At 61.7% G+C, this 23509-nt stretch carries 27 protein-coding genes; 12 read left to right on the forward strand and 15 right to left on the reverse strand.

The window, feature by feature from the left end:
- The first annotated feature begins 4 nt into the window (after positions 1–4).
- From A2J01_RS30905 to A2J01_RS30915, 3 genes are all read left to right on the forward strand, one after another.
- Positions 5–835, forward strand: coding sequence for a mycofactocin-coupled SDR family oxidoreductase (locus A2J01_RS30905; RefSeq protein WP_007726714.1), 831 nt, complete (start codon positions 5–7; stop codon positions 833–835).
- Positions 836–950: 115 nt separating this feature from the next.
- Positions 951–1253 carry a hypothetical protein gene (locus A2J01_RS30910; RefSeq protein WP_007726715.1) on the forward strand — a complete coding sequence of 101 codons (303 nt, stop codon included), beginning with the start codon at positions 951–953 and terminating at the stop codon, positions 1251–1253.
- On the forward strand, positions 1250–1900 hold the full coding sequence (locus A2J01_RS30915) for a hypothetical protein (RefSeq protein ID WP_003944437.1): 651 nt from the start codon (positions 1250–1252) through the stop codon (positions 1898–1900). The genes A2J01_RS30910 and A2J01_RS30915 overlap by 4 nt, the downstream gene beginning before the upstream one ends.
- Before the next feature lie 21 nt (positions 1901–1921).
- Here the strand turns inward: A2J01_RS30915 and A2J01_RS30920 are convergent, their stop codons facing one another.
- A complete protein-coding gene (locus tag A2J01_RS30920) occupies positions 1922–3355 on the reverse strand; it encodes an FAD-dependent oxidoreductase (RefSeq protein ID WP_054187130.1) in 1434 nt (477 codons plus the stop codon).
- Between the two features lie 423 nt (positions 3356–3778).
- Between A2J01_RS30920 and A2J01_RS37130 the strand changes: the two genes are divergently transcribed.
- Entirely contained in the window at positions 3779–4090 is a 312-nt protein-coding gene (locus A2J01_RS37130) for an STAS domain-containing protein (RefSeq protein WP_231916151.1), read from the forward strand.
- Positions 4091–4326: 236 nt separating this feature from the next.
- Positions 4327–5598: an EAL domain-containing protein gene (locus A2J01_RS30930; protein WP_082900991.1), complete on the forward strand. Its 1272-nt coding sequence runs from the start codon at positions 4327–4329 to the stop codon at positions 5596–5598.
- Between the two features lie 57 nt (positions 5599–5655).
- Here the strand turns inward: A2J01_RS30930 and A2J01_RS30935 are convergent, their stop codons facing one another.
- Together A2J01_RS30935 and A2J01_RS30940 are read right to left on the reverse strand one after the other, a co-directional pair.
- Positions 5656–5898: a hypothetical protein gene (locus A2J01_RS30935; RefSeq protein WP_064114255.1), complete on the reverse strand. Its 243-nt coding sequence runs from the start codon at positions 5896–5898 to the stop codon at positions 5656–5658.
- A 72-nt stretch (positions 5899–5970) separates the two neighbouring features.
- Positions 5971–7341 (reverse strand): cytochrome P450, encoded by a 1371-nt coding sequence (locus tag A2J01_RS30940; protein ID WP_007726721.1) that lies wholly within the window; start codon positions 7339–7341, stop codon positions 5971–5973.
- A gap of 91 nt (positions 7342–7432) precedes the next feature.
- Between A2J01_RS30940 and A2J01_RS30945 the strand changes: the two genes are divergently transcribed.
- Positions 7433–8053, forward strand: a complete 621-nt coding sequence (locus A2J01_RS30945) for a TetR/AcrR family transcriptional regulator (RefSeq protein ID WP_054827522.1) — start codon at positions 7433–7435, stop codon at positions 8051–8053.
- 22 nt (positions 8054–8075) lie between these two features.
- Here the strand turns inward: A2J01_RS30945 and A2J01_RS30950 are convergent, their stop codons facing one another.
- The gene (locus A2J01_RS30950) at positions 8076–8708 is read right to left on the reverse strand and encodes an AAA family ATPase (protein WP_064114256.1); all 633 of its coding nucleotides are present in this window, start codon (positions 8706–8708) and stop codon (positions 8076–8078) included.
- Positions 8705–9139 carry a nucleotidyltransferase domain-containing protein gene (locus A2J01_RS30955; protein ID WP_231916152.1) on the reverse strand — a complete coding sequence of 145 codons (435 nt, stop codon included), beginning with the start codon at positions 9137–9139 and terminating at the stop codon, positions 8705–8707. Before A2J01_RS30955 ends, A2J01_RS30950 begins: the two co-directional genes overlap by 4 nt.
- Before the next feature lie 92 nt (positions 9140–9231).
- On the opposite strand from A2J01_RS30955, the gene A2J01_RS30960 reads away from it, so the two are divergent.
- Together A2J01_RS30960 and A2J01_RS30965 are read left to right on the forward strand one after the other, a co-directional pair.
- Entirely contained in the window at positions 9232–9432 is a 201-nt protein-coding gene (locus tag A2J01_RS30960; RefSeq protein WP_064114257.1) for a hypothetical protein, read from the forward strand.
- Positions 9429–9914, forward strand: a complete 486-nt coding sequence (locus tag A2J01_RS30965; protein WP_007726729.1) for a flavodoxin family protein — start codon at positions 9429–9431, stop codon at positions 9912–9914. Before A2J01_RS30960 ends, A2J01_RS30965 begins: the two co-directional genes overlap by 4 nt.
- Here the strand turns inward: A2J01_RS30965 and A2J01_RS30970 are convergent.
- The 3 genes from A2J01_RS30970 to A2J01_RS30980 all read right to left on the reverse strand — a co-directional run bounded on the left by A2J01_RS30970 (position 9887) and on the right by A2J01_RS30980 (position 11131).
- Entirely contained in the window at positions 9887–10132 is a 246-nt protein-coding gene (locus tag A2J01_RS30970; RefSeq protein ID WP_003944366.1) for a hypothetical protein, read from the reverse strand. The genes A2J01_RS30965 and A2J01_RS30970 overlap by 28 nt on opposite strands.
- Entirely contained in the window at positions 10132–10518 is a 387-nt protein-coding gene (locus A2J01_RS30975) for a nuclear transport factor 2 family protein (protein WP_003944423.1), read from the reverse strand. Before A2J01_RS30975 ends, A2J01_RS30970 begins: the two co-directional genes overlap by 1 nt.
- A 112-nt stretch (positions 10519–10630) precedes the next feature.
- A complete protein-coding gene (locus tag A2J01_RS30980; protein WP_007726733.1) occupies positions 10631–11131 on the reverse strand; it encodes a flavin reductase family protein in 501 nt (166 codons plus the stop codon).
- Between the two features lie 240 nt (positions 11132–11371).
- Here A2J01_RS30980 and A2J01_RS30985 point away from each other — a divergent pair, with 240 nt between their 5' ends.
- Positions 11372–12073: a PadR family transcriptional regulator gene (locus A2J01_RS30985; RefSeq protein ID WP_064114258.1), complete on the forward strand. Its 702-nt coding sequence runs from the start codon at positions 11372–11374 to the stop codon at positions 12071–12073.
- A gap of 1 nt (position 12074) precedes the next feature.
- Here the strand turns inward: A2J01_RS30985 and A2J01_RS30990 are convergent, their stop codons facing one another.
- The 5 genes from A2J01_RS30990 to A2J01_RS31010 all read right to left on the reverse strand — a co-directional run bounded on the left by A2J01_RS30990 (position 12075) and on the right by A2J01_RS31010 (position 17140).
- On the reverse strand, positions 12075–12857 hold the full coding sequence (locus A2J01_RS30990) for an IclR family transcriptional regulator (RefSeq protein WP_064114259.1): 783 nt from the start codon (positions 12855–12857) through the stop codon (positions 12075–12077).
- Positions 12858–13087: 230 nt separating this feature from the next.
- The gene (gene bphC / locus A2J01_RS30995; protein ID WP_007726736.1) at positions 13088–13999 is read right to left on the reverse strand and encodes a biphenyl-2,3-diol 1,2-dioxygenase; all 912 of its coding nucleotides are present in this window, start codon (positions 13997–13999) and stop codon (positions 13088–13090) included.
- Positions 14000–14038: 39 nt separating this feature from the next.
- Positions 14039–15220 (reverse strand): acyl-CoA dehydrogenase family protein, encoded by a 1182-nt coding sequence (locus A2J01_RS31000; protein ID WP_003944352.1) that lies wholly within the window; start codon positions 15218–15220, stop codon positions 14039–14041.
- A gap of 51 nt (positions 15221–15271) precedes the next feature.
- Positions 15272–16468 (reverse strand): Rieske 2Fe-2S domain-containing protein, encoded by a 1197-nt coding sequence (locus A2J01_RS31005; RefSeq protein WP_003944428.1) that lies wholly within the window; start codon positions 16466–16468, stop codon positions 15272–15274.
- 126 nt (positions 16469–16594) lie between these two features.
- The gene (locus A2J01_RS31010) at positions 16595–17140 is read right to left on the reverse strand and encodes a hypothetical protein (RefSeq protein ID WP_064114260.1); all 546 of its coding nucleotides are present in this window, start codon (positions 17138–17140) and stop codon (positions 16595–16597) included.
- Positions 17141–17362: 222 nt separating this feature from the next.
- Between A2J01_RS31010 and A2J01_RS31015 the strand changes: the two genes are divergently transcribed.
- The gene (locus tag A2J01_RS31015; protein WP_064114265.1) at positions 17363–18937 is read left to right on the forward strand and encodes an AMP-binding protein; all 1575 of its coding nucleotides are present in this window, start codon (positions 17363–17365) and stop codon (positions 18935–18937) included.
- A gap of 24 nt (positions 18938–18961) precedes the next feature.
- Here A2J01_RS31015 and A2J01_RS31020 read toward each other — a convergent pair whose 3' ends face one another.
- Together A2J01_RS31020 and A2J01_RS31025 are read right to left on the reverse strand one after the other, a co-directional pair.
- Complete coding sequence (locus A2J01_RS31020) at positions 18962–19645, reverse strand: response regulator (protein ID WP_042452198.1); 684 nt, start codon at positions 19643–19645, stop codon at positions 18962–18964.
- Positions 19642–21294 (reverse strand): sensor histidine kinase, encoded by a 1653-nt coding sequence (locus tag A2J01_RS31025; RefSeq protein WP_231916154.1) that lies wholly within the window; start codon positions 21292–21294, stop codon positions 19642–19644. The genes A2J01_RS31020 and A2J01_RS31025 overlap by 4 nt, the downstream gene beginning before the upstream one ends.
- A gap of 112 nt (positions 21295–21406) precedes the next feature.
- Between A2J01_RS31025 and A2J01_RS31030 the strand changes: the two genes are divergently transcribed.
- Complete coding sequence (locus A2J01_RS31030) at positions 21407–22459, forward strand: Bug family tripartite tricarboxylate transporter substrate binding protein (protein WP_007726742.1); 1053 nt, start codon at positions 21407–21409, stop codon at positions 22457–22459.
- Positions 22460–22552: 93 nt separating this feature from the next.
- A partial coding sequence (locus tag A2J01_RS31035; protein WP_064114261.1) for a citrate:proton symporter occupies positions 22553–23509 on the forward strand: 957 nt, incomplete at its 3' end.

A 23509-nucleotide genomic window follows, 5' to 3' on the forward strand; every position in this document is an offset into this window, starting at 1 on the left:
ATTGATGACTTCTCGATTGGAAGGCAAGATCGCGCTGATCACGGGTGCGGCACGAGGAATCGGGCGGGCTCAGGCCGTGCGTTTTGCCGAAGAGGGCGCGGACATCATCGCGGTCGACGTGTGCACTTCGGTGGAAACCACAGTCACGCCGCCCGCGACGGAGGCCGATCTCGATGAGACAGTGGCGCAGATCCGGGCGCTGGGGCGAAAGGTCGAATCTGCGGTAGTGGACGTTCGGGATCTCGAGGCACTACGCAGTGCCGTGGACTCGGCCGTCGGAACGCTCGGTGGCCTCGACATCGTCTGCGCTACAGCTGGTATCACGTCCTCCGACGGGGCCCTGACCATGTCGGAAACGATGTGGCAGACCATGCTGGACGTCAATCTGACTGGCGTGTGGCACACCACGACCGTCGCGGCTCCGCACTTGATCGCGCGGGGCGGGGGATCGATGACACTCACAAGCTCCATCGCCGGACTTCGGGGGCTGGTCGGAGTCGCGCACTACACCGCAGCCAAGCATGGAGTCGTTGGTCTGATGCGTTCGCTGGCAAAGGAACTGGCTCCGCACAACGTACGCGTCAATACGGTCCATCCCACCAACGTCGACACCCTCATGATTCAAAACCCGTTGGTGCGCGGCAAGTTCCGCCCCGATCTCGAGAACCCGACGCGCGAAGAATTTGCTGCCGCAGCGATGACGATGAACATGCTCGCCATTCCGTGGATCGAACCGGTGGACGTAGCGAACGCTGCTCTGTTCCTGTCTTCCGACGAGGCTCGCTACATCACGTCGGTCGCCCTGCCGGTGGATGCAGGAAGTTCGTCCCGCTGAGGTTTCGAACAGCTGAAATCTTGAACAGCTGAAATCTTGAACAGCTGAGGTTTTGACACGCTGAGTTCCGCCACGGTGTGTAGCGTCGGTTTCACCTAACCGAAAGGCGTATACCGTGGCGGAACGGCGCTATCTGGAAGTCACCGTCGGGACCAACATCGTGATGGTCCTCGACCACCGCACGGTGGAGGTCTTCGACCGCACCGCCGCGAGCACGAGCGAAGTGGCTCGTTGGCATGTCGAACACATTGCGGTGAAGGCGAAACCGTCGAAGTCGGGACTGAAACTCACCATCGGGAACAGGCTCGCCGACGACTCGATCGCGGTAGCGGGTCCACGGGCATCGCTGACTGTTCCGCCGGAGAACGAGGCAGCCGTCATCGCGTTCTTCGACGAGGTCAAGGCTGCTCGGGTGTGAATCGGCAGAAGACCTTCGGCGCGGATGATTCGGGTTCTCTAGTCGAGCACGTCGTGCGCTGCCACGAAGATCGGGCCGGACGCACTTTTGTCGGGATCTCGGGAATCGAGGCTTCCGGAAAATCGACGATCGCGGACGAGTTGGCTGCCGGTATCTCGAAGTCGGGCCATGACTTCATCATGATCCATGGGGACGAGTTCTCGACTGCGAAAGCGGTACGGAACAAAGATCCTGACACGGTGCGTGGGTATCTCGAGGATGCGTACGACTATTCGAACCTGAGTAGCCGTGTGATGGTGCCGCTACGGTTGGCCGAAGTTACCGAAATTTCCTACGTCTCGACTGATCCGGAGACAGACGAATCTGTGGTGTCGAAGCCACGAGTCCCGGATCGCGCCATTGTGATCGTCGAGGGAGTGCTGCTTTTTCGCGGACTGATGCGAGATCAGTTCGACCTACGAATCTGGGTTGAAGCAAGCTTCGACGAGTCCTTGCGGCGTGCGAAGGGACGTCCGCGCGATGTGAGCTATTACGGGACGGCCGAGGCGATAGCGTCCCGGTACGAATCCCGGTTTCATCCGGCGCAGAGGATTCATCTGCGTGACGATCGACCACAACTGACCAGCCACGTAATCGTGCGTGGCTAGTCAGTCGAAAGGCCGGCGATATCAAGCTTTACGCGCGGCGGCATGGGCCCCGGCGACACGGCCGAATGCGAAGGCGTCGGCAATGTGGAATCCGCCGTCCTTGGCCGCGCTGTAGGTGGAACTGACCGCGCCCGCGGCGTAGAGGCCAGGAATTGGATTGCGGGCAGTATCGAGTACGCGGGAATGACCGTCGCGGCGCGGCCCACCGCTACTCCATCCCAGCAGTGGCGACCCGGAGACGGCGTAGAACGGAGCGGTAGCCACCGGGGCCAAAGTTTCGGGATTGCGGCCGAACGAATGGTCGATGCCGTCCGCGCACGCCTCGTTGTAGCGTCGCACGCTCGTTTCCACGACTGTTGGGTCCAGTCCGAGTTTCTCGGCGAGTTCGGCGAGCGTGTCCGCCTTTAGGATCCATCCCTTGTCGATCTCGGCTTGATTGTCCGAGCTCCACTCGTACCCTTCGTCGAGAACCCTGTGGCCGACGGGCAGTGCGTCGCGGCCGGGGCTCAGCTGTCCGGCCAACCTCATCGTCTCGTCGAAGACGACGTTCATCGGTTGCACCGGAAAGTGTTGGTAAGAACCCTCTCTGAACACATGACCATGCCGCATTTCGGCTGACTCGTCGGTGAAGCGTCTACCTTCCCGGCTGAGGAACACATAGTTGTGCGCGTTCCACAGTGCGAGGAAGAATCCAGTCGGATTTTCGAGGTCGCCGGGAATTCCCGTAATGGTCATCATGTTGTTCATGTGCCACAGATCGGCGCCCACGGCCTGTGCCATGCGGTGACCGTCGCCGGTTGCCGATGGTGAGCCCCAGATCTTCGGATTCTCCAGACGCAAGTAGTCGCGCACCATCGTCGGATTTGCTTCGAATCCTCCGGTGGCAAGGATGACGCCCCGGCGTGCCTGGATCTGCGAAGTCTTTTCACCCGAACGGATCTCGACTCCGGTCACCGCTCCGGATTCATCCGTCAGCAGTCCGGTGGCTTCGGTGTCGAATAGTGTTGTGACGCCGCGTTCAGCGAGAGCGGAGACGAGGAACCGGTAGAGAAGTTCATTGCCCATCTTCCCTTCGACGGTGTCCATCCCTGCGTAACAAGAACTTCCGTCAAGTTCGGCGAACTCTGCCGCGGAATGGAAATCGCCGGTCATCGCTACAGTTGCACCCAGACTGCGGATCCAGTCGGACAGTCCGTGAGTGTTCTCGGCCCAGGCATCGATGACGTCCTCGGCAACGGGGAACTCCCCGTTCAACGAACGCAGGAAGGTTCGGGCGGCAGCGGGGTCCTGGTTGACGAACCATCCACTGCCGGACAGTCGAGTGTTGCCGCCCGCGGAATCAGGTCCGCTCTTTTCCAGAATCACGACCGATGCGCCGTCGGCGTGCGCTTGGAGCGCTGCGGCCGATCCGGCAGCGCCCGATCCGATGACGAGTACGTCGACAATGTTATCCATGTCACAGAAGGTATTGCGGAATGGTGGTGCGGCGAACCCACCTTCCCGATGAGCGAGAAAGCCAGTGGTCGACGCCGCAGAGACGTCGCCCCGCAGGCACGTCGGGGGCCAGGCGAGGTAGCGGTTCAGTGCGTCGGGGGTGGCGCCAAAAGTGCGATATCGCGCTGTGACGTTTTCGAGACCCTAGCGTTATAGATGTGGTTGTGTCGGCGAAACCTGCCGGTGGCAGAGTTCGTCTGGAACGCAGTGACCGACACGGTTGGTTATCCGACGCACAGTGATTCATCGCTGATTCGGGCGGTGGGGCACGCCGAGTCCAGACAAGAGGCTTTCATGACTACGATCAACGAACGTTCTTCAGCTGCAAATGTTCTCGATCTCTTTGACAGCGCCGGCCGAGAAGGGCATCGGTACAGTATCGACGTGGAAAGCTACACCCCTTCGTATGCGGTACTGAGACTTGCCGGAGAATTGGACATGGGTCAGCGGGTGGAATTGGTGCACGCGCTCGACCGACTTCTCCTGGTCGGAACCGATATTCACGTCGATCTCTCCGGCGTGACCTTCATGTCGTCCGGAGTGGCGAATGCCGTTGTCGATGCTGCGGGGCGTGGCAACAACCGCATTCGCTTGTTTGCCCCGACGCGAGCGGTCTTCATGATCTTTCAGGCTCTCGGCGCCTCCGAACTCATTGCGGGCGTTGCCACGTCGACCGCTGATGCTCTCGGTGCTTGAGCCGGAAACAACTCCCACGAACGATGTGAAGTGAGCAGTGCTCGATACGCGTTGACTTGGTATCTGGTCTGATCTGCGTGTCGATGTGCACTTTGCGGCGCGGGATCAGGTTGTCGTCACCGGGTTGCGCCGAGATTTGCGGTAGTCTCGTTCGGTGTCGAGCAGCCGGCGCTGCCATCGACGCGTCCGGCCGCATGAACGCTTGGTGGTCCCGACTCGTAGTGAAGAGCCACACCATGGCGTATGACACCAGCAACGGTTCGACATCGTCGAATTCTCCGATCACCCAGTTCTCCGATGTGATTGGTCTGGAAGTAAGCATGCAGTTCGCACCGATACGCCGCCTCGACGACCACGCACTTGCAGGCGCCGAGTTGCAATTGCGTGGGCCTGACAATTCCTCTCTGTGTTCGGCGCATGCCCTCCGTCGCGCCTCGCAATTGATGCAGCAACGCTCGGAATTCGACAGTCACAAACTGGCCATGTCCCGTACTGCACTCGCATGCACCGTCGCGGATCGCCTGCCGTTGCTGGTGGCAGTCGACTCGGCTTCCCGAGCAGCTCTGAACGCTCCTGGTATCGAAGGAGCGACGAGAAATCTGCAACGGATCGTCATCACGGTTGACAGCGCATCGGTGCTTACCGATCCCCACAACTCTCTGGCAGTGATCAGAGAAGCCCGCGCGGGCGGGCGTCTGATTGCACTCGACGGTGTCGGCATCGACAGGCACTCGGCGACACTTCTGTCTTTGGTCGAACCCGACATCATTATCACTTCCGCTGAATTGCTTTCCAAGGCAGCATATTTCGAAGTGGGAACGACGGTGCACGCGCTCGGCGCCTACGTCGAGCGATCGAACGCGATTATCCTTGCCGAGGGTGTCGACTCGGAATCGTCCCGTCTTGCCGCAATCACCATCGGAGCCACATACGGAACGGGTGAGTTGTATCCCGCAGTCGACGATCCGAGTTCACTGTTGTCCGAACCGGTCGTCGCGATGCCCGACAGTCCGGTGTGGAGTGATCCCATCCCCGAGGTGGGCACTCCCTACTCGATCGTGTCTGCTCACAGCCGGATCCGGCGCGGTACCAAGCGTCTGTTGATCCAACTGAGCAAGTCCCTCGAAGCGCAAGCCGCCACATCGGGTTCCTCGATGCTTGTTCTGGGCACCTTTCAACAAGCCGAGCATTTCACCGCATCCACAACAGCACGGTGGCGTCACCTCGCCGACACCGTAGGGTTTGCCGGTGTCTACGGTGTCGGACTGTCCGTGATGCTCGACGGTAAAGTTCAACACGCGCCGCTCGACCCGGGTGATGATCTCGTCAACGAGTGGACGGTCGTCACTCTGGGACCGCACCATGCGGCGATGCTGTCGGCGCGAGATCTTCATGACAACGGTCCAGATCTCGAGCGGACCTTCGACTTCGTGCAAACCTACGATCGCACCGCCGTCACCCAGGCAGCGCACTCTATTCTTCGTCGTTACCCCACGACGAATTCGTGAAACCGGTGCCGAGGTTCTCGACGTTCGCCGCGAGCGCTGCCCGACCGGCGATCGTGGCTAAGGATTGGCCGGGCGCCGCGCAGCACGTCTCTTTGCTGCAGAGTTGAGTAGATACCTTTCGGCGACCGTGTAGTCCGTGACGGTTGCGCCATCCGGTGCTGTGGTGTGGGTGAGCAGTTCGAGATAGCGGCGACGGAAGACATGGGCGTCGGATTCTGCGAGTAGGAACTCCGCCGCTGCGACGACCTCTGGTTTCGGAGCAGCGCGTGCATGCCGGTTTCGGGCAGGCCGAGTGCTCATGTTTTCCTCTGGATTTCGAAAGCGTCTGTGCCGGTAGTCATGTGCGAGTTGATCCTGACGTCTGTTCGGTCGCTACCGGTCATGAGAAGTCGTGAGTGGTTTCAGATCGATCGGCTGTCCGTCGGAGGGGAACGGCAAGGACATGTAGTTGAGAGGGGCGGTGTAGCCGGGCGCGACCTGCCAATCGAAGCGTGTGAGCAGGTGGTGCATGATCGCTTTGATTTCGACGCCGGCGAAGTGCATGCCGAGGCATTTGTGCACGCCTCCACCGAACGGTTCCCAGGCATACCGGTGCACCTTGTCTTCACGTCGGTGGTCCGCGAAACGTTCGGGATCGAAATGTTCGGGGTCGGGCCAGTACTGCGGCATGTGGTGAGTGAAATGTGGCACCACTGACACGTAGGTCCCAGCGGGTACGAAGTGGTCCTGTATCTGGGTGTCACACACCGCTCGGCGAGCCATGACCGGCACGGGAGCGACGAGTCGGAGGCATTCTTTCATCACCAGGTCCAAGCCGGCGAGTTGGTCGAGTTCGGCATAGCTCGGCGTCGACGTACTCAGTGCGAGTGATTCCGCCCGACATCTGTTCTGCCACTGAGGATTCTGGCCGAGATATTGCATCATTGTCGAGATGGTGATGGTGGAGGTGTCATGTGCGGCCATCAGCAGGAAGATCATGTGATCGATCACCTCGCCGTCGCTGAAGCGCTGTCCGGTGTCTGATTCGATGTGACAGAGAACGGAAAACAGGTCGTCGGTTTCGCGTGAACGGCGCGCAGGTAGGTAGCGGCGGAAGAAGTTTTCGAGGGTTCGGCGCCCGTCGAGGCCGCGCTTCCATCTGGTGCCGGGAACTCGATAACGGATCACCGAGGTTGCAGCTTGCACGCAATCGACGAAAGCTTTTTTCACAGAGTCGATTTCGTTGTCAGTGGTCCCTTCCGCGCCGCCCATGAAGATGTCGGTCGCGAGGTTGAGTGTGAGAGCTTTGAGAGCGGTGTAGGCGCGGAAGCCATCGGACGGAGTCCAGGCGTCGAGCGCGGAGGCGATCGCGGGATTCAGCACGTCCACGGTCTTTTCGAGACGCGATCTCGTGAAGGCTTGTTGCATGATGCGTCGTTGTCGTAGGTGCTCTTCGGAGTCGAGAAGCATCAGACCCCCGTGGAAGAAGGGACCGATGAGCACTGACCAACCGTCGCTGTTGACAAAAGCGCGGTCCTTGTTCTGGAGAACTTCTTGGCATGCGTCGGGTCCGAGGGCTGCGACCCACCGTCTACCGGCCATCGAGAACCACGAGACCTCGCCGTAACGATCCCAGCGTTTTTGCATCAGAGCGAGAGGGTCGCGGATGTATTCGAAAGTTTGCCCTATTCCGGGTAATCCCGAATTGCCTGAGATGGGACGCAACTGCGACCGGATGGGTGGAGCGGCCAGGATTTTCGACATCACGTACCTGCCTTCCGTTTGCATCTGACAGTGGCGCCTGTCAGATGGGGGTAGTCTGCGTCACAGTCGCGTCGTCTGTCAAGATCGACTCATGGCTTCTCCCACACCCCGTCGATATGCCGGTCTGAGTGGTGAGCAGCGGGCCGCGCTTCGGCGTGAAAGCTTGCTCGCAGCAGGACTGGACGTGTTTGCGGCCGCGGGCAGGCAGGGTGCCACCATGACCGCCATCTGTGCGCATGCGAAGCTGACAGAGCGATATTTCTACGAGAGTTTCGCCAGCAGGGACGAACTCCTCCAGCAGGTTTTCGACGGAATCGTCGACGAGGTGCGCGTGGCCGGAATGGCTGCACTCCGAACGACCGAGGGGACACGGGAGGAGCGCGTGCGGAGCGCCATTGCTTCGTTCGTCAACATCCTGACGGACGATCCTCGAAAAGGGCGTGTCGCGATGGTCGAGTCGGTGGCTTACGAGCCGCTGCGCACTCACCGGCGGGGAGCGCTGCGTGGGTTCGCGCAGATGGTGGCCGACGAGGCTGCGCTCTTGTACGGCGATCGAGCTTGGCCTCCCCATCAGGGTGAGATCAACGGATTACTGTTCGTGGGCGGCCTGGCCGAATTGGTGACGGCCTGGCTCAACGGCGAAATCGACATCACGCCCGCTGAGATCGTGGATGCCGCAACCTTCCAATTCACATCCACAGCGCACCGATGAAACGCGGGGCCGGCGATGAGGACTACCAACTCCAGTGGGCGGCATGTGTCGTGATTCGAGGCAGTTTCGGGTCTGAATTGTCGATGACACTGTCCGCGCGGGTCCAGGGCTCTGCAGCCGCGAAGTACAGACGTTGGCCGCCGACATAACGGTTCATCGACGGGTGTTCCGGATCCGCGTTCGTTCCGTCGCGAAGGTTCATTCGCTCGGCGGTGATCTCGAAGGGCACGTCGAGAAAGATCGAATAGTCCCATCGGGAAGCAAATTCGTCCCGATGCAGAAAGAGTCCCTCGACGAGGACCACGGCTCCGTCGGCTGCATGCAAGTACGCGTCGCTGTCCCGTCGTGGTCGGTACTCGCGGTCACCTCCCGGTCTCAGAGGGGCGAGAACATGACGCTCGAGGGCGTCGTAGTCGTAGCTGTCGAGCCAGAAGCCTTCCGGTGACAGCCGACCTCTGCGATGGCGAATCTCCGGCGGATTGAGGAAGTCGTCGACGTGAATCACAATGGCGGGGCGTTCATTCAGCTGTGCTGCAAGACTTTTCGTGAATGTCGTCTTGCCGCTCCCGTCGACGCCGTCGATCGCGACGACGGGAGAGCCGCGCAGCGCGTTTATTTCGGCGGCCAAGGTCTCGAAGACCGTCTTGGTGCTCATCGAGCAGTTCTTCCCGCGCTCGTAGCGACGCGAAGAGGCCCGGTGTCGTACAGGATTCGGTGGCCGTCTTCGAGGACGCGTCGAGTGCCCGCGTCGAGCGGAAGGTCGGCCCAGCTCTCGCTCGCGAAATTCAGTTCGACGAGAAGACCGGACCGTAGGCGGAAGCGTCGTTCTCGGACTGGCGCCCAGTTGGCGGCTCTGATGAATCGCGCGTCGGGGCGGAGCCGGTCGAACCAGTCTTCATTTGCGAGCGCGTTCGCGTCGTCGGCCAGGATCATCAGATCAAGATCACTCGCCATACGCTCCGCGCCGCGCGCGTAGGACCCGACCAGCGCTACAGCTTTGACGTCATCGTGCTCAGCGGCCCATCGTTCGACGTCGACGAGCAGCGCGTTCACCGCACGTCTTCGCCCCTTCAATCGTGCTGACATACCGGCATCATTCCCCATCTCCACCATTGTCCGTAGCTTCGCCGGGACCTCTATCCTGGAACTGTCGGTGACAAGCCAGGGGAGGGGTGCGTATGTCCAAGGAAGTATCGGCGGGTCTGGCTGTTGGTGCGATGGTTCTTGTTGCAGGCTTGATCTGTACTGGATTTCCCCTCGACATGTATTCGATTGTCGCCGTGATCTTTGCAATGTGCGGTGGATTCATCACTTGGATCTACGTACGCGCAAATGAAGAGAGCACCGGAGACGCTGCGACGAAAGAAAGAAGTCAATGAAGACGATCATCGTGTGTACCTCTGTCTCCCATGGCAATACGAAGCTGATCGCCGACGTCATCGGAGAAGTTCTCGATGCTCGCGTGGTCGAGCCCGGTGACATCGACGCCGCGCAGCTCGCCGACTACGACCTGGTGGGGTTCGGCTCCGGCATCTACCTACGCTCGTACCACGCAGATTTACGCTCGTTCGTCGAGGCACTCCCCGAAGAACGACGATCCAAGGCTTTTGTCTTCGCCACCAGTGGATTTCCTGACAAGGGGATTCATCGCTTCTCGCGTCCACTGGTTCAGTTGCTCGAACAGAAGGGCTTCGATGTGGTCGCAGCCTTCTCGTCCCGTGCGTGGGATACCTATCTCCCGTTCAAGCCTTTCGGCGGTATCCGGAAGGGGCGGCCGAACGCCGACGACCTGGAATCGGCGCGCATGTTCGCCGAAATGCTACGCGGAAGCGTTCAGGACAGCTTGCCCGGCACCGGGTAGCTGCGCAGGCTCATCTCCAGCTCACCGGCGTCGGCAAGGTCGTTGATCGTCTGGCGCAGAGCGCCACACGTCCGTTGAGCGTTGGCACGGCTGTTCACGCGACCCAACTCCGGGCACACTTCCTGCGACTCTTCGAGCCATTGGACGCTGGTGTGCGCTTCGCTGTACTTCTCGACGAGGACGCGATTTCCGCAGTTGCGGCAACTGACCTGACGCATCAGCGTGCAATCAGATCGGCCGGTGACCAGAAGGCGCGCATGCTCGTGATCTTGGCGTCCTCGTCGAAAGTCATGACGTCGATCGGTTCGACCTCGTAGACCTGATCGCCCACCGGTGTGACGACGCGGAAGTGGAAGGCCGCGCTGGATCCGCTCACCCGCAAGGTAAGCAGTTCCGTCTCTTGCGAACCGCCCTCGAGAGCGCCGTAGAACTCGGTGATCGCGGCCTTGCCGACGCGGGGTTCGCTGCCGACCGGGTCTTCGAGCGTCGCGTTCTCGGCGTAGAGGGCGGCGATGTCCGCTGACGATCCGCGAGCCACGGCGTCGAGGTAGGTGGTAACCGTCGCCGTGATCGCGGCCGTGGTGTCTGGTTCGAGAGTGGTCATCGAGTTAGTCCGATCAGTCGAGAAGTTCAGGGTCTGACAACTACTTCGGACGCTATCGGTGCGGGCTCGATTCGGCGCCGGCATCTCCCACGCAGCGGGACAGCCTGAGCACTCAGGCGTCGAAGCGTCCGAATCCGCCGCGGTAGAACAGAAGCGGACCGTCGTGGCGCAGCACGTTCAGATCGGTGATGCGCGCGACGACGATGGTGTGATCACCGGCGTCGTGCTCCTGCTCGACCGTTGCTTCGATGCGGGCGAGCGCGCCGCTCAGCGCCGGAGCACCGTTGCCGGCGGCATCCCACTCGACGCCGAGGAACTTGTCCGTCCCGCCGCGCGCGAACGCCGAACACATGTCCTGCTGATCGTGGGCGAGAACATTGATGCAGAGAGTTCCCGTTTCGCGAAGCTTCGGCCAACTTGTCGACGTCTTCGCCGGGCAGAACGAGAGCAACGGGGGATCAAGCGATACCGAGACCAGGGACTGGCAGGTGAAACCGAGGGGTGAATTTCCGTCGTGAGCGGTGATGACGGTGACGCCGGTGCAGAAATTGCTCATCACGTTGCGAAGTGTGCGTCCGTCCAGAACTGGTGGCTCGGCGTTTTCCACGGTCATGTCGTCTCCTTGTTCAAATCTTTTGTTCAAAACTCTGCAAACAGCTTCAGAAGCAACGATGTGTGGCGCCGCGGCCGTAATCCAGCGGCAGTCCCACTCAATGGCAGCAATGGCTTCTCGGCACGGGTCAGGACCGACCGAGTGGCAGGTGGAGGGGTTTCGAGCAAATTTGATCCCGCTCAGCGGTCCGTTCGGATTCTACGAAACCAGCAAATGACCAGTGATTGTTAGACTTCGGGCATGTCCGAACCTGATGACGTGTCCCGAGGACTTCCCGCTACCAGCTGGGCAGTGCTCGGGATGCTGACGTTCGGGGAGGAGCTGACCGGAAACGATTTGAAGAAGTGGGCTGACCGGAGAGTCGGCTTCGTCTATTGGAGCCCGTCCATCAGCCAGGTGTACGCAGAACTGAAGAAGCTCGAAAGCATCGGGTTCGTGGAGTCCCGGGTCGTCTCCGAACCAGGGGTGCGAGGCAAGCGCCTTTACTCCATTACTCAGTCAGGAACCGACGCCGTCCGGACGTGGTCACGGGAGGCACCGGTGGAAGTTCCGGTGCTCAAGCACGGTGTGATGTTGCGTCTGTGGATGGGACACCTCAACGAGCCCGAGCGACTGAAGGCGCTGGTGGAAGCCCACATCGCCAATGTCGAAGAGCAGATTCGACGCGCGAAACTCCACGCAGATCATGCCGAGAACGAGCCGGCCTGGTCGTTCCCGGTCATGACGTTGCGATGGTCGGAACGGTACTTCCGAGCCGAGATCGAACTTGCTCGCGAACTGCTCGACGACATCGATCGTGCGACCGCCGAGTTCGCGAACGTCGCCGAGCACGACCGACTGGGATCACCGTTGCCCTCGACGCCTGGCAAATGGAAGAACGTCGAGGAGTACGTGTTGGCGCTCGAGCAAGCCGGGCTCACCGGCAACGGTTCGAGTATCTGAGTCAGGCCCCGGCTGCGGTCGGCATGTTGCGCAGCAGATGACGACGTTGCAAAGTCGGAGTGACGCTCAGCGATCCGCCGTCGATGCCTCGCCAAATGGCAGCGGCCGCCATACGGACCGGCGCTGCGCTGACGTGGTCGAGGCGGAGGGCCTTCGACGGCGCGCAGATGGATACCGCGGCGACGGCGCGGCCGATGGGGCCGATCGGTGCCGCAAGACAGCTGAATCCCGGTAGGCCGTTTCCGGATTCGAAGGCCACCCCGGACTCGCGGATTCTGGCGAGGTGGGGCAGTGCGTAGCCCGAGGACTTCGGCGAACCGAACGCGAGCAGTGCCTGACCGATCGCAGTGGTCTCGGCGCGGCGTCGAACACCGACACGCGTCCGCACTGCGGCGGCGAGGCGTCCGCCGATCTTCTCCATGTAGACCACATCGGGCCCGTCGAGGATGCCGAGGTGAACCACGAATCCGGTGACTCGGTAGAGCTCATGGAGAAGGGGCATGGCTGCAGCGTGGAGGCGGTCCTGATGAACCGCGAGCGATCCCAGTTCGACGAGGCGCATACCGAGTTCGTAGTCACGGCCGTCGCGACGCAGCCAACGCATCGAGACAAGACGTTCGAGCATGCGGTGGGCAGACGAGCGGGGAAGGCCCGTGCTCCGAACGACTTGAGCGAGCGTCAACCTGCCGGGACCGTCGAAGGCGTCGAGAACCAGCGAGACGCGATCGAGAATTGCTGTCGGGGCCGAATCGGCGCCTAAAGCATCCACAGCCTGCAGTGTCATCGTGTACCTCACTTCTCTTAGAGCTCCACAACCAGTGAACTGGCTATTTCAATTAGAAATAGTGTCATAGAGTTACGGATTTGTGAAGTGGATCACCGGTCTGTTTTCGGGCGCGTCGCGGTGGAAACGACGAGGGGGTTTGCGCGAATGCTCGCGCAAACCCCCTCGTCGTTTAACTACTGGCAGGTATTGCATCGCCACCGGCAGGTATTGATCGCCACCGGCGGGTACTACATAGCTGCCAGTGGTTCGCTTCCGGACCAGTCGTGGCCCCAGTAGCTGTCAGCGGTGATCTCCTCGGAGGAGTACGAGTCCTGATCCACCCTCGCGCCCTCGGTGCCGAACTCGATGTCCCAGCCGCCGGGTGCGCGGACGTAGAAGGAGATCATCTTGTCGTTGGTGTGACGACCCAGGGTCGACGACACGGAGAATCCGTCCTTCATCACGCGGTCGAGTGCCTGGCCGACGGCGTCGAGGGTGTCCACCTCGACCATGATGTGAATCAGGCCGGGTGCGCCGCCGTGCGGTGCCGGGCACAGGGCCAAGCTGTGGTGACGCTCGTTGACGCCCATGAAACGGATTCGCAGCGGCCCGAATTCAGGCGGGGCCGGCAGGCGGAAGGCGCCGCGCGGGTAGAAGCCGAGCACCTCGGTGTAGAAGTCGAAGCTCGCAGCACTGTCCATGACGGGGAGCACGACGTGGCCGAGACCCTGTGAGCCGGTGACGAATCGAGCGCCGAAGGGCGTCACCACGGGGCTGTGGTCGAGGATCGCTCCGTGGAAGACCTCGATGGCTGCTCCGCCGGGATCGGTGAAGGCGATGACCTCTTCGACCCGTCGAGCATCTGCTTCGGCGAGCGAAAGCTGCTCGACCTCGGTGCCGTTCTTTTCGAGGGCCTCCTGAACACGGCGCAGTGCGGCGTGGTCGGCGACCTCCCAACCGATGTTGACGATCTCGTCGCGCTCACCCTCGACGACGACGATGCGAGCAGCACGCTCGTCGAGTCGTAGGTAGAGCGCGTTCTCGTCCGGCCCACTGCCCTTGGCGAAGCCGAGAACGTCGAAAGCGAAAGTGCGCCAACGTGCCATGTCGTTGGTCGAGATCTTGACGTAGCCAAGTCCCTTGATGTCGGTGCGTGTCATCGTGTCTTTTTCCTGTCGATTTCTTGTGTCGAAGTCTGATCAGATCATCGCCCGCAGCGGACCCTGCGGGTCTGCGCCGAGACGGCTCAGTGATGCGGCGTGGAAAACGGTGCTCGGCACGTGAATTGCGTGATGCTGTCCAGCATGAGCATCGCGCCAGAATCGCTGAAGCGGCTTGTCCATCCGCAATGCGTTGCCACCGCAGCGTGGGTAGACCTGATCGATTGCGTTGACGGCGCGCCAGGCGGCCTGTACCTGAGTCTGACGTCCCTCCGCGCGCTGCTCGAAGGTCACTTCCTTGCCAGCGTCCACTCGATCCCACATGCGGTCGACGTTGGCAAGCAGGGTGTCGCGCGCAGCCCGGATGTCGGCGGTTGCCTGACCGATGGCGAACAAGGTGTACGGGTCGTCCTTGATCGCCGTGCCCTGCGCGTTGATGCGATCGGCTTGGTACTCGTTGGCGTGGAAGAGCATTCCCTCGCAGATGCCGATCGTGGCGGCGGTGATTCCGAGGGGGAAAATGTTCGACCACGGCATGAGGTACAGCGTCTCGGTGCGCCCGTACTTGCGCACTGCCGTGCCGTCGATGACCTCGTCGCAGTCCATGACGCGGTAATCGGGGACATACGCATCCTTGACTACGAGATCCTTGGAGCCGGTGCCGCGAAGTCCCATGACATCCCACGAGTCTTCGATGATCTCGTAGTCGGTGCGCGGAATGATCACATGGAGCATGCGCGGCGGCATCTCCATGTTGCCGTCCTTGTCGCACGCCATCGCGCCGAGGAATGCCCAGTCGCAATGGTCGGTACCGGAGGAGAACTGCCAGCGACCGGAGAACTTGTAGCCGCCGTCGGTGGGGATACACATTCCGCCGGGCATGTACGGCGATGCCATCCAGGTGTCGGGATCGGATCCCCAGATCTCCTGCTGCACCTTGGGATCCGCGAACGCGAGTTGCCACGGGTGAACTCCGACGATCCCGTGGACCCAGCCGGCCGACGGGTTCAGTGAAGCCATGCGCATGACGGTTTCGGCGAATTCGCGCGGATGCGCCTCCATGCCGCCATGCTCCTTGGGCTGCAGCATGCGGATGGAACCGATTGCCTTCATCTTCTTGGCGGTGTCGTCGGCCACCCGGCCGATCCGCTCGGCCTCGATGCCTTCGGCGAAGATGTCGTCGGCCATCGCGTTGATCTGTTCGAGCACTTCGTACGTCATGTTGTTCCTTGCATCCAGTCTGGTTGTCTCAGCAGTGTTTTCGACTGCGGATCAGGAGGTTGTCTCGAGTGCCTGGGCGTCGCGTGCGGCAACGTTTTCGGCGACTTCCCGCTTCCAGCTCTCCACTGCGCGGGTGGTGTCGATCTCGAATTCGAAGCGCTTCGTCATGTCTTCCGTGACATTCTCGACGTCGGTGTAGAACTGGTTGTACCAGCGACGCAACTGGTAAACCGGGCCGTCCTCCTCGGAGAGCAGGGGGTTGTCGATCGGAGCTTTGTTCTTCCAGATCTCCACGTCCTGAAGGAATCCCATCTCGACGCCCTCGGTGAACTGCGCGGCCATCGCGGCAGTGGACTCGTCGTCCATACCGGGTAGCTTCTTGACCATCGCGCCGTACTGCAGGACGAACGCATTGTTCGAGATCGGGTAGTGGCAGTTGATCAGGACGGTCTCGATGATCTGCCCGTTGGCTTCGCTCTTGATCCAGTCGATCATGTACGACGGTCCGAAATATGAAGCATCCGAACGGAGCACAGCGTTGGGATCGCCGTAGTTGGTGCCGCTGATGACGTCCTCACGTCCCACCGATTCCATGTACTGGCTCGCGACATGACCTTCGAAGATGTTCTTGAAGTACTTGGGGAACGAGTAGTGAACGTAGAAGAAGTGGGCCATGTCCACGACGTTGTCGACGATCTCGCGGCAATGAGAGCCTTCGATGGTGAGCGTGTTCCAGCTCCAGTCGCTCCACTCATCGCTTCCGAAGCCCTCGATGTCGGGGATCGTGACCTCGGCGGGCGGGGGATTTCCCTGGGGATCGTGCCAGACGAACAGCTGACCGTTCTTCTCGAGAGTGATCCATGCCCGCGTCTTGGCCAGCGGCGGAACGCGTCGTGCGTAGGGGATCGCCGTACATTTTCCGTTACCGCCCCAACGCCAGTCGTGGAACGGGCAGGCGATCGAATCGCCCTTGACGGTTCCGTGAGCAAGGTTGCCACCCATGTGGCGGCAGTATGCGTCGAGAATCTTGATGTCGCCCTTGCTGTCGGCGAAGACGACAAGGCTGGTGCCGAATGCCTCGATCTGGTGGGGCTGACCGTCGCGATAGGTATTGCTCAGTCCGAGGCAGTGCCATCCACGTGCGAACCGTGCGGGAGGCGCTGCCGCTTCGATTTCTCGAATTTCCTCGCCGGCGCCCGTCTGCGTCGGGGTGTCCGTAGTGGTGAGTGGGCCGGTTCCGAGTGCCATGTCTTCCTCCGAGCCGCGTCTTGCGACGCTCCAGTGATGTGATCCGTCTCATACAACGACGAAGCGTCCGCTGGAGATACGGCAGTTCCCGCTGGATGGAACGCCTACTCGGTGACCTGCAGAGATTCAGCTCGCGAGTGTCGCCACATCGTCGATCGCGTAAGTCGCCCAGGCCCGGGCAGTGACGACCCCAGCGGGATCGGTGGCGACCAGAGCTACGTCGGCCACGCTCTCGTGGTCCTTCTCGTACGTCGCGAGCACTGTCCCGGAGCAGTGCAGATCTGTTCCCGTGGAAGTCGCGGTGCAACGTCCGCGGAAGCGTCGTAGTGACGCCGAGCCGTAACGACGAGCAGCGAAATCAGCAAGGGCGGCAACGGAATCGGTTCCGGTGCCCGCTGTCGGGGCTTCCCGGACGAAGACCTCGGCCACCAGATGCCCGGTCTGGTCGTGGTATTCGGTGATCCGCTCGAGTGTCGAACTCAGCGCCCTCACGGATCCGGTGAGCAGTGCGCCTGGATCGGGGCGTCCGAAGAACACGACGTCCTGCTCGACGACGGCCCCGTCGGGTGCCGAGCGCACGGTGCCGTACAACGAGTCGAAATCGGAGAGGAGCGTGGTGGCAGTACGCGGAGCAGTTGCCGTGAAGTGGGCGGTACCGAGGTTGGTAGTCATGACACTCTCCGTTGGACGCGACCGAGACGCTGTCGTCTCGGTGGGTACATCGACGCTAACCACCGCTCTCGCGGGTGACGACGGGCTTCCCGCTGATCGGGAGCATTCTCGGATTCGATCGAAGAGGTGGAACCTGTTCCAGTTTTGTGCAATTCTGGATATCGTATCCGTGACCGGGAGCACATCTCGATGACTGCACGCGCCGAGCAGAAGGAAGACCAGATGACAGACGAGTTCGCTGACCTGCACCGACCGGTATACGGTCCGGACCTGCTCATCACCGCTCTGGAACGCAATCACGACAAGCCCGCGCTGTACCTCGGCGACGTGATCCTCACCGGCGGTCAGATGCGCGATCAGATCAGCTGCTTCGCCCAGGCGCTCGCGTCTTTGGGAATCACTCAGGGCACCAGCACCGCGATGCTGTCGAAGAATCGCCCCGAGGTTCTGATCAGTATGGGCGCGACCATGATCACCGGCTGCCGGGCGAGCGCCTTGAACCCGATGGGATCGCTCGACGACCACAAGTACATCGTCGACGACGCCGAGATCGAGACGCTGATCTTCGATCCCAATGCCTTCGAAGAGCGTGCCGCCGAGTTGAAGGCGTCGTCACCCTCGTTGACCAACGTGCTCTCGATGGGGCCGTCCGAGGTGGGAATCGACATCCTCGCGCTGGCTGCCACGTTCGAGCCCGCGCCGCTGAAGGCAGCGCACGTCGACGCAGCAGACGCCAGCAGCATGGTGTACACCGGTGGAACGACCGGCAAGCCCAAAGGTGTTGTCGGATCCTTCCGTTCGGGTGCTGCGCTCAATCAGATCCAGATGTCGGAGTGGCAGTGGCCCGAGGACAACCGCTTCCTCATCTGCACGCCACTCTCGCACGCGGGTGCAGCGTTCTTCATCCCGACCTTGCTGCGCGGCGGTGCCTTGATCGTCCTGCCTGCCTTCGAGCCAGGTGCTGTGCTCGAAGCGATCGAGAAGCACAAGATCACGGCAACCATGTTGGTGCCCACCATGATCTACATGCTCATGGACCACCCCGATCTGCCCAAGCGGGACGTCTCGAGTTTGCAGACGCTGTTTTACGGAGCGTCCGCGATGTCTCCCGCCAGACTGCAGGAGGGCATCAAGAAGTTCGGTCAGATCTTCTTCCAGTTCTACGGTCAGACCGAGTGCGGCATGACTATTTCGGTGCTGCGCAAGGAAGAACACCTCGCCGACGATCCGGCCCGCCTCGCCACGTGTGGGCGTCCGGTGCCGTGGCTCGACGTCCGGTTGCTCGACGACGACCTCAACGAGGTGCCGCAGGGAGAACTCGGTGAGATCTGCGTCCGTGGCCCGCTGATCATGAAGGGCTACTGGAAGAAGCCGGCCGAAACCGCCGAGGCGTTCCGGGGTGGTTGGCTGCACACCGGCGACATCGCGCGCAAGGACAAGGACGGGTTCATGTCCATCGTCGATCGCAAGAAGGACATGATCGTGACCGGTGGTTTCAACGTGTTCCCCCGCGAAATCGAGGACGTGATCTCGGCGCATCCGTCTGTCGCGTCGGTGGCGGTAGTCGGTGTGCCCGACGACAAGTGGGGCGAAGCCGTCAAGGCCTGTGTCGTACTTCGTGCCGGACTGACCGTCGACACCGAGGAACTGGTCGAGAAGGTGAAGGCGGCCAAGGGTTCGGTTCACGCGCCCAAGAGCATCGACTTCGTGGATTCCCTTCCGCTGACGCCGCTGGGCAAGCTGGACAAGAAGGCGCTGCGCGCGCGGTACTGGGAGACCAGCGCCCGCGCGGTCTAGGAACCAGCGTCGTGGAGCGAAGGGTCAGCGTTTCCAGACGTAACGACGTTCCGGGCGGCCCACCACTCCGTATTTCAGCGAAGTGGTGGACCGCCCGGTTTCGTAGAGGTATTCGAGGTAGCGCCTCGCGCTCGCACGTGAGATGCCGACCCTCTCGGAAATATCTGTGGCCGAGGCGGGTTCGGTTTCGTCTCGTAGTGCTGCCTCGACCAGCTGAAGGGTCTCAGGACTGAGTCCTTTGGGCAAACCTTTGTGGGACGACGCCCCGGGCGCGCCACCTGCCACACCGAAGGCCTCGTCCACTGCTGTCTGTTCTGCTTCGCCGGAGCTGTCGAGATTCGCATATGTCGATCGGTACCGCTCGAGACGCTCACGGAGAACCTCGAACGTGAAGGGCTTCATCAGGTAATGCACGACGCCGCTGCGCAGCGCTTTCTTGACCGAGCCGGCCTCACGCTCACTAGTGATGACAAGAACATCCAGCTCCGGTGCCAGCTCGCGAAACGGGGCGATCAGATCGAGTCCGGTGGTGCCGGGCAGGTGGACGTCGAGAAGAACCAGGTCGGGTTGCAACTCACCGACTGCGGCCAGTGCGGTCTCGGCCGAATGGGCAACGCCGCACACTTCGAAACCGTCTATCCGTGAGACGAATCCGCTGTGCACCTTCGCCACCATGAAGTCGTCGTCGACCACCAGTACCCGGATCATGCGCCCTCTCCGCCGTGTAGGACTGCGCTGAAGACAGTCCACTCGATGTCCTCTGCCGAACGAGTGCTCACGGTGACGTCGCCGCCCCGCCGACGACACGTCAGGCGCACCAGCGCCAAACCGAAACCGTGTCCGTCACTCGATTGTCCCTTGGTGCTCCAACCCTGGCCGAACACCCTGTCGCGATTCTCCGGCGCGATACCGGGGCCGGCGTCCTCGACCCGAACTTCGACCGCGGTGCCACGGCCCCGAATCGACAACCGAACCTTGCGGCGCGCGGCTTCCGGCATCTCACCGACGGCGTCGACGGCATTGTCGACGAGGTTTCCGACCACCGTCACGAGATCTCGTCCGAGTCTGCGGTCCACCGTCTCCAGATGCGTGTCCGCCGCCAGCTCGACCGTGACCAACCCCTGTGCAGCAGCACCTATCTTGGCGATCACGAGTGCGGCGGTGCCGACGTCGGCGATCTTCTCGGTCACGGTCGCGCTGACCTGCGCGCGCTCCATGGTCAGACCCTCGACGTAGCCGACCACCTCGTCGTATTCGCCGAGCTGGATGAGGCCGGAGATGGTGTGCAGTTGATTGTCGAACTCGTGGATGTGGGCGCGTAGTGCGTCGGTGCTGGTTTTGGTCACGTCGAGTTCTTCTTCCACGGAGCGCAATTCGGTGCGGTCGCGGAAAGTGGTGACCGACCCGATGGTGCGGCCTTTCGATTCGATCAAGACGGTGTTGAGGACGAGCAGGCGATCGCCGACAAGAACCAACTGATCGGATTCGGTTGTGCCGAAGGTCAGTACACTCTGGAGGCGGTCGTCGAGACCGAGGTCCCGCACCGATCTACCGGCGCTGCCGCGTGGGATGTCGAGGAGTTGGTGGGCACTGTCGCTCATCAGCACCACCTTTCCCTGCGCGTCGAATGCGATGACGCCTTCCTTGAGACCGCGCAGCATTGCTTCACGTTGGCGAACCAGGTCCAGGATCTCGCCGGCTTCCATGCCGAGGGTTTGCCGTTTTACCCTGCGGGCCAACAGGATCGACCCGACGCCGCCGAGAAGGGATGCCACCGCGAGGTATACCAGGAGATTCGGTGCAGACTGCAGCAGCCGTGTCCAGATCGAGGGGTACTCGATGCCGACGATCGCGGTTCCGGTAATCGCTCCTTCGCTGCCGAGAATCGGAACGTGCGCCTCCACGGCCTTGCCGGAGGGCGTGTCGACCAAACCCGTCCACGACCGATCCTCCGTCTGACGTGCGTCGATGCCGACATCACCGGGACGCGTCGAAATGACGACACTGCCGTCGGCGTCGGCAAGCGAGACGTAGGTGACGCCCGAGATGGCGCGTACCGAGTCGACCGAACCTTGTAGTCCGGAGCGGAGACGGGTCTGCGCCTGGGGGAGTAGCTCGCGTACTGCCGGATTGGCTGCGAGCGATTCCGCTGCCGAGAGTGCGCGACGTCCCTCCTCGCGTTGGAAACTCGCGGACGACTGCGCGAGGGAGAGGGCGGTGACGCACACGAGAACTGCAACGACGATCAGAAGTTGCAGTTCGAGAAGTTGTGTCGCCAGAGTGTGCCGGCGGCGAACCAGCCGGGCAAACAGAGACGACTTGCTCTCTCGCTCCGCCTGCTCGTTTCCTGAGGACACCAGCCAGACCCTAGCCTTCAGTTCGATGCCGGGAAAGCGGCCGTTCGTGAGCACAATGAGCACAAATCAATTTGCTTTCCCAATGGTGACCCCAGTCACAAAGTGCGTCAGTATGAAACCTGTTCACACATCGGTACCGGCAGACAAGGACGAAGCCATGAGCACATCGAAGCGGCTGAGCAGGCATATCGCCCTGCTCGGTGCCTGCGCGATGACTCTCGTGCTCTCGACCGGATGCACTCCGGTCGAGTCCTTCGTCGCCGGTGGCCGAGCGGGTGAGAGTTCCGAAGAACTGCGCGTGCTGGTGCCCTCGGTGGCCGGTGGTGGTTACGACCTGACCGCCCGGACCATGGTGCAAGCACTGGCCGACGAAGGGACCGTCGACGCCGACGTCGTTGTGCTGCCCGGATCGGGCGGCATCGTCGGACTCAACCGGTTGGCTCTCGAAAGCGGGAATCCCGACCTACTCATGGTCATGGGGCTCGGAGTTCTCGGTTCGCTCGAGATACTGCCGTCCGAGCACACACTTGCCGACGTGACACCGATTGCGAGACTCGTCGAAGAACCGGAAGCGCTACTGGTTCCAGCAGATTCACCGTACAAAACTCTCGCCGATCTGACGCAGGCCTGGGTGGCGGATCCGTCGTCGATCTCGATCGGCGGTGGTTCGAGTGAAGGTGGACCGGACGGGTTGTTCCGCCTTCTGTTCGCACGGGCGGTCGGCGTCGATCCGTCGCGCTCCCCGTACCGCATCTACGACGGCGGCGGCGAACTGCTTCCCGCACTGCTCACGAGGCAGGTCGACGTAGCCGCCACCGGTATCGGTGAGTACCTCGATCAGATTGCGGCAGGCACGGTTCGGGTCCTTGCGGTCAGCTCGCCGGCCCGTACCCCGGCGGTGGATGCGCCCACGATGGCGGAGTCTGGCGTCGACGTCACGTTCACCAATTGGCGCGGCCTCATGGCGCCGCCGGGCCTGACGGACGATCAGCGTCAGCACTTGCAGAATTTGGTGCGGGATCTGGCGGCAAGTCCGCGCTGGAACGAGCTGTCTCGCCGAAACGGTTGGAACAGTGCAGTTCTCACCGAACCCGAGTTCTCCGCATTCCTCACCGATCAATCCCGGTTCGTCGACGCAACACTCGATCCGCCCGGCATCAACTGAGCACTACCGAAGTTTCGTTTCACCTCCACGAAGGTCACCGGCTCGATTTGCCGTGCCGTTTTTCTCGGCAATTCAGCACTAAAGGAGTTCATCATGCTCGTCACACTCGGCTTCCTCATGGTTGCGGTGTTCATGTTCCTGATTCTCACCAAACGCGCGACCCCGGTGGTGGGACTGACTCTGGTTCCGGTGGCCTTCGGACTACTTGCCGGGGCCGGCCTCGGAATCGGCGACATGATCACCGACGGCATCAAGTCGCTCGCACCCACCGCGGCGCTGTTGTTCTTCGCGATCATCTTCTTCGGAATCATGATCGACGTCGGCCTCTTCGATCCGCTGGTCAAGCTCATCCTGCGGATGGTGCGAGACGATCCGATGAGGCTCGTGGTCGGAACCGCAGTGCTCGCGATGGTGGTCTCGCTGGACGGAGACGGTTCGACGACCTTCATCATCGTGACCTCGGCGCTGCTTCCGCTCTACCTCAAACTCGGTGTCAGTCCCGTCGTTCTGACGGTGATCGCCGGCCTGTCCAACGCGACGATGAACATCATTCCGTGGGGCGGCCCGACCGTCCGGGCCGCGAGCGCGCTGGGACTCTCACCCTCCGACGTGTTCGTGCCGATGGTGCCGTCGTTGATCGTCGGCCTGATCATGGTGCTCGGATTCGCGATTCACCTCGGGATCATGGAGCGCCGCAGGATCGGGACTTTGGTCCTGACTTCTGAGCGCATCCTTGAAAAGGTCGGAAACGGTGGAAGTTCCAGCACCGGTAGCGCCGGCACCGGCGGCTCGAACGACTCCGAGGACGACGGCGGCGACACCGGACGATTCATCGACGGCCTCGACCCCAAGCGGGACACCTTGCGGCCGAAATTGCTCTGGTTCAACGCTGCGCTGACGACGATCCTTCTCGTCGTACTCGTGATGGACATCCTGCCCATCCCGGTGCTGTTCATGATCGCGTCGTCGATCGCCCTCGCGGTGAACTTCCCGGCGGTCAAGGATCAGGGTGAAGCAATCGCACGCCATTCGTCGAGCATCGTCTCGGTG

Origin of the sequence: Rhodococcus sp. EPR-134 (assembly GCF_001647205.1) — a bacterium.
Classification (GTDB): domain Bacteria; phylum Actinomycetota; class Actinomycetes; order Mycobacteriales; family Mycobacteriaceae; genus Rhodococcus_F; species Rhodococcus_F qingshengii.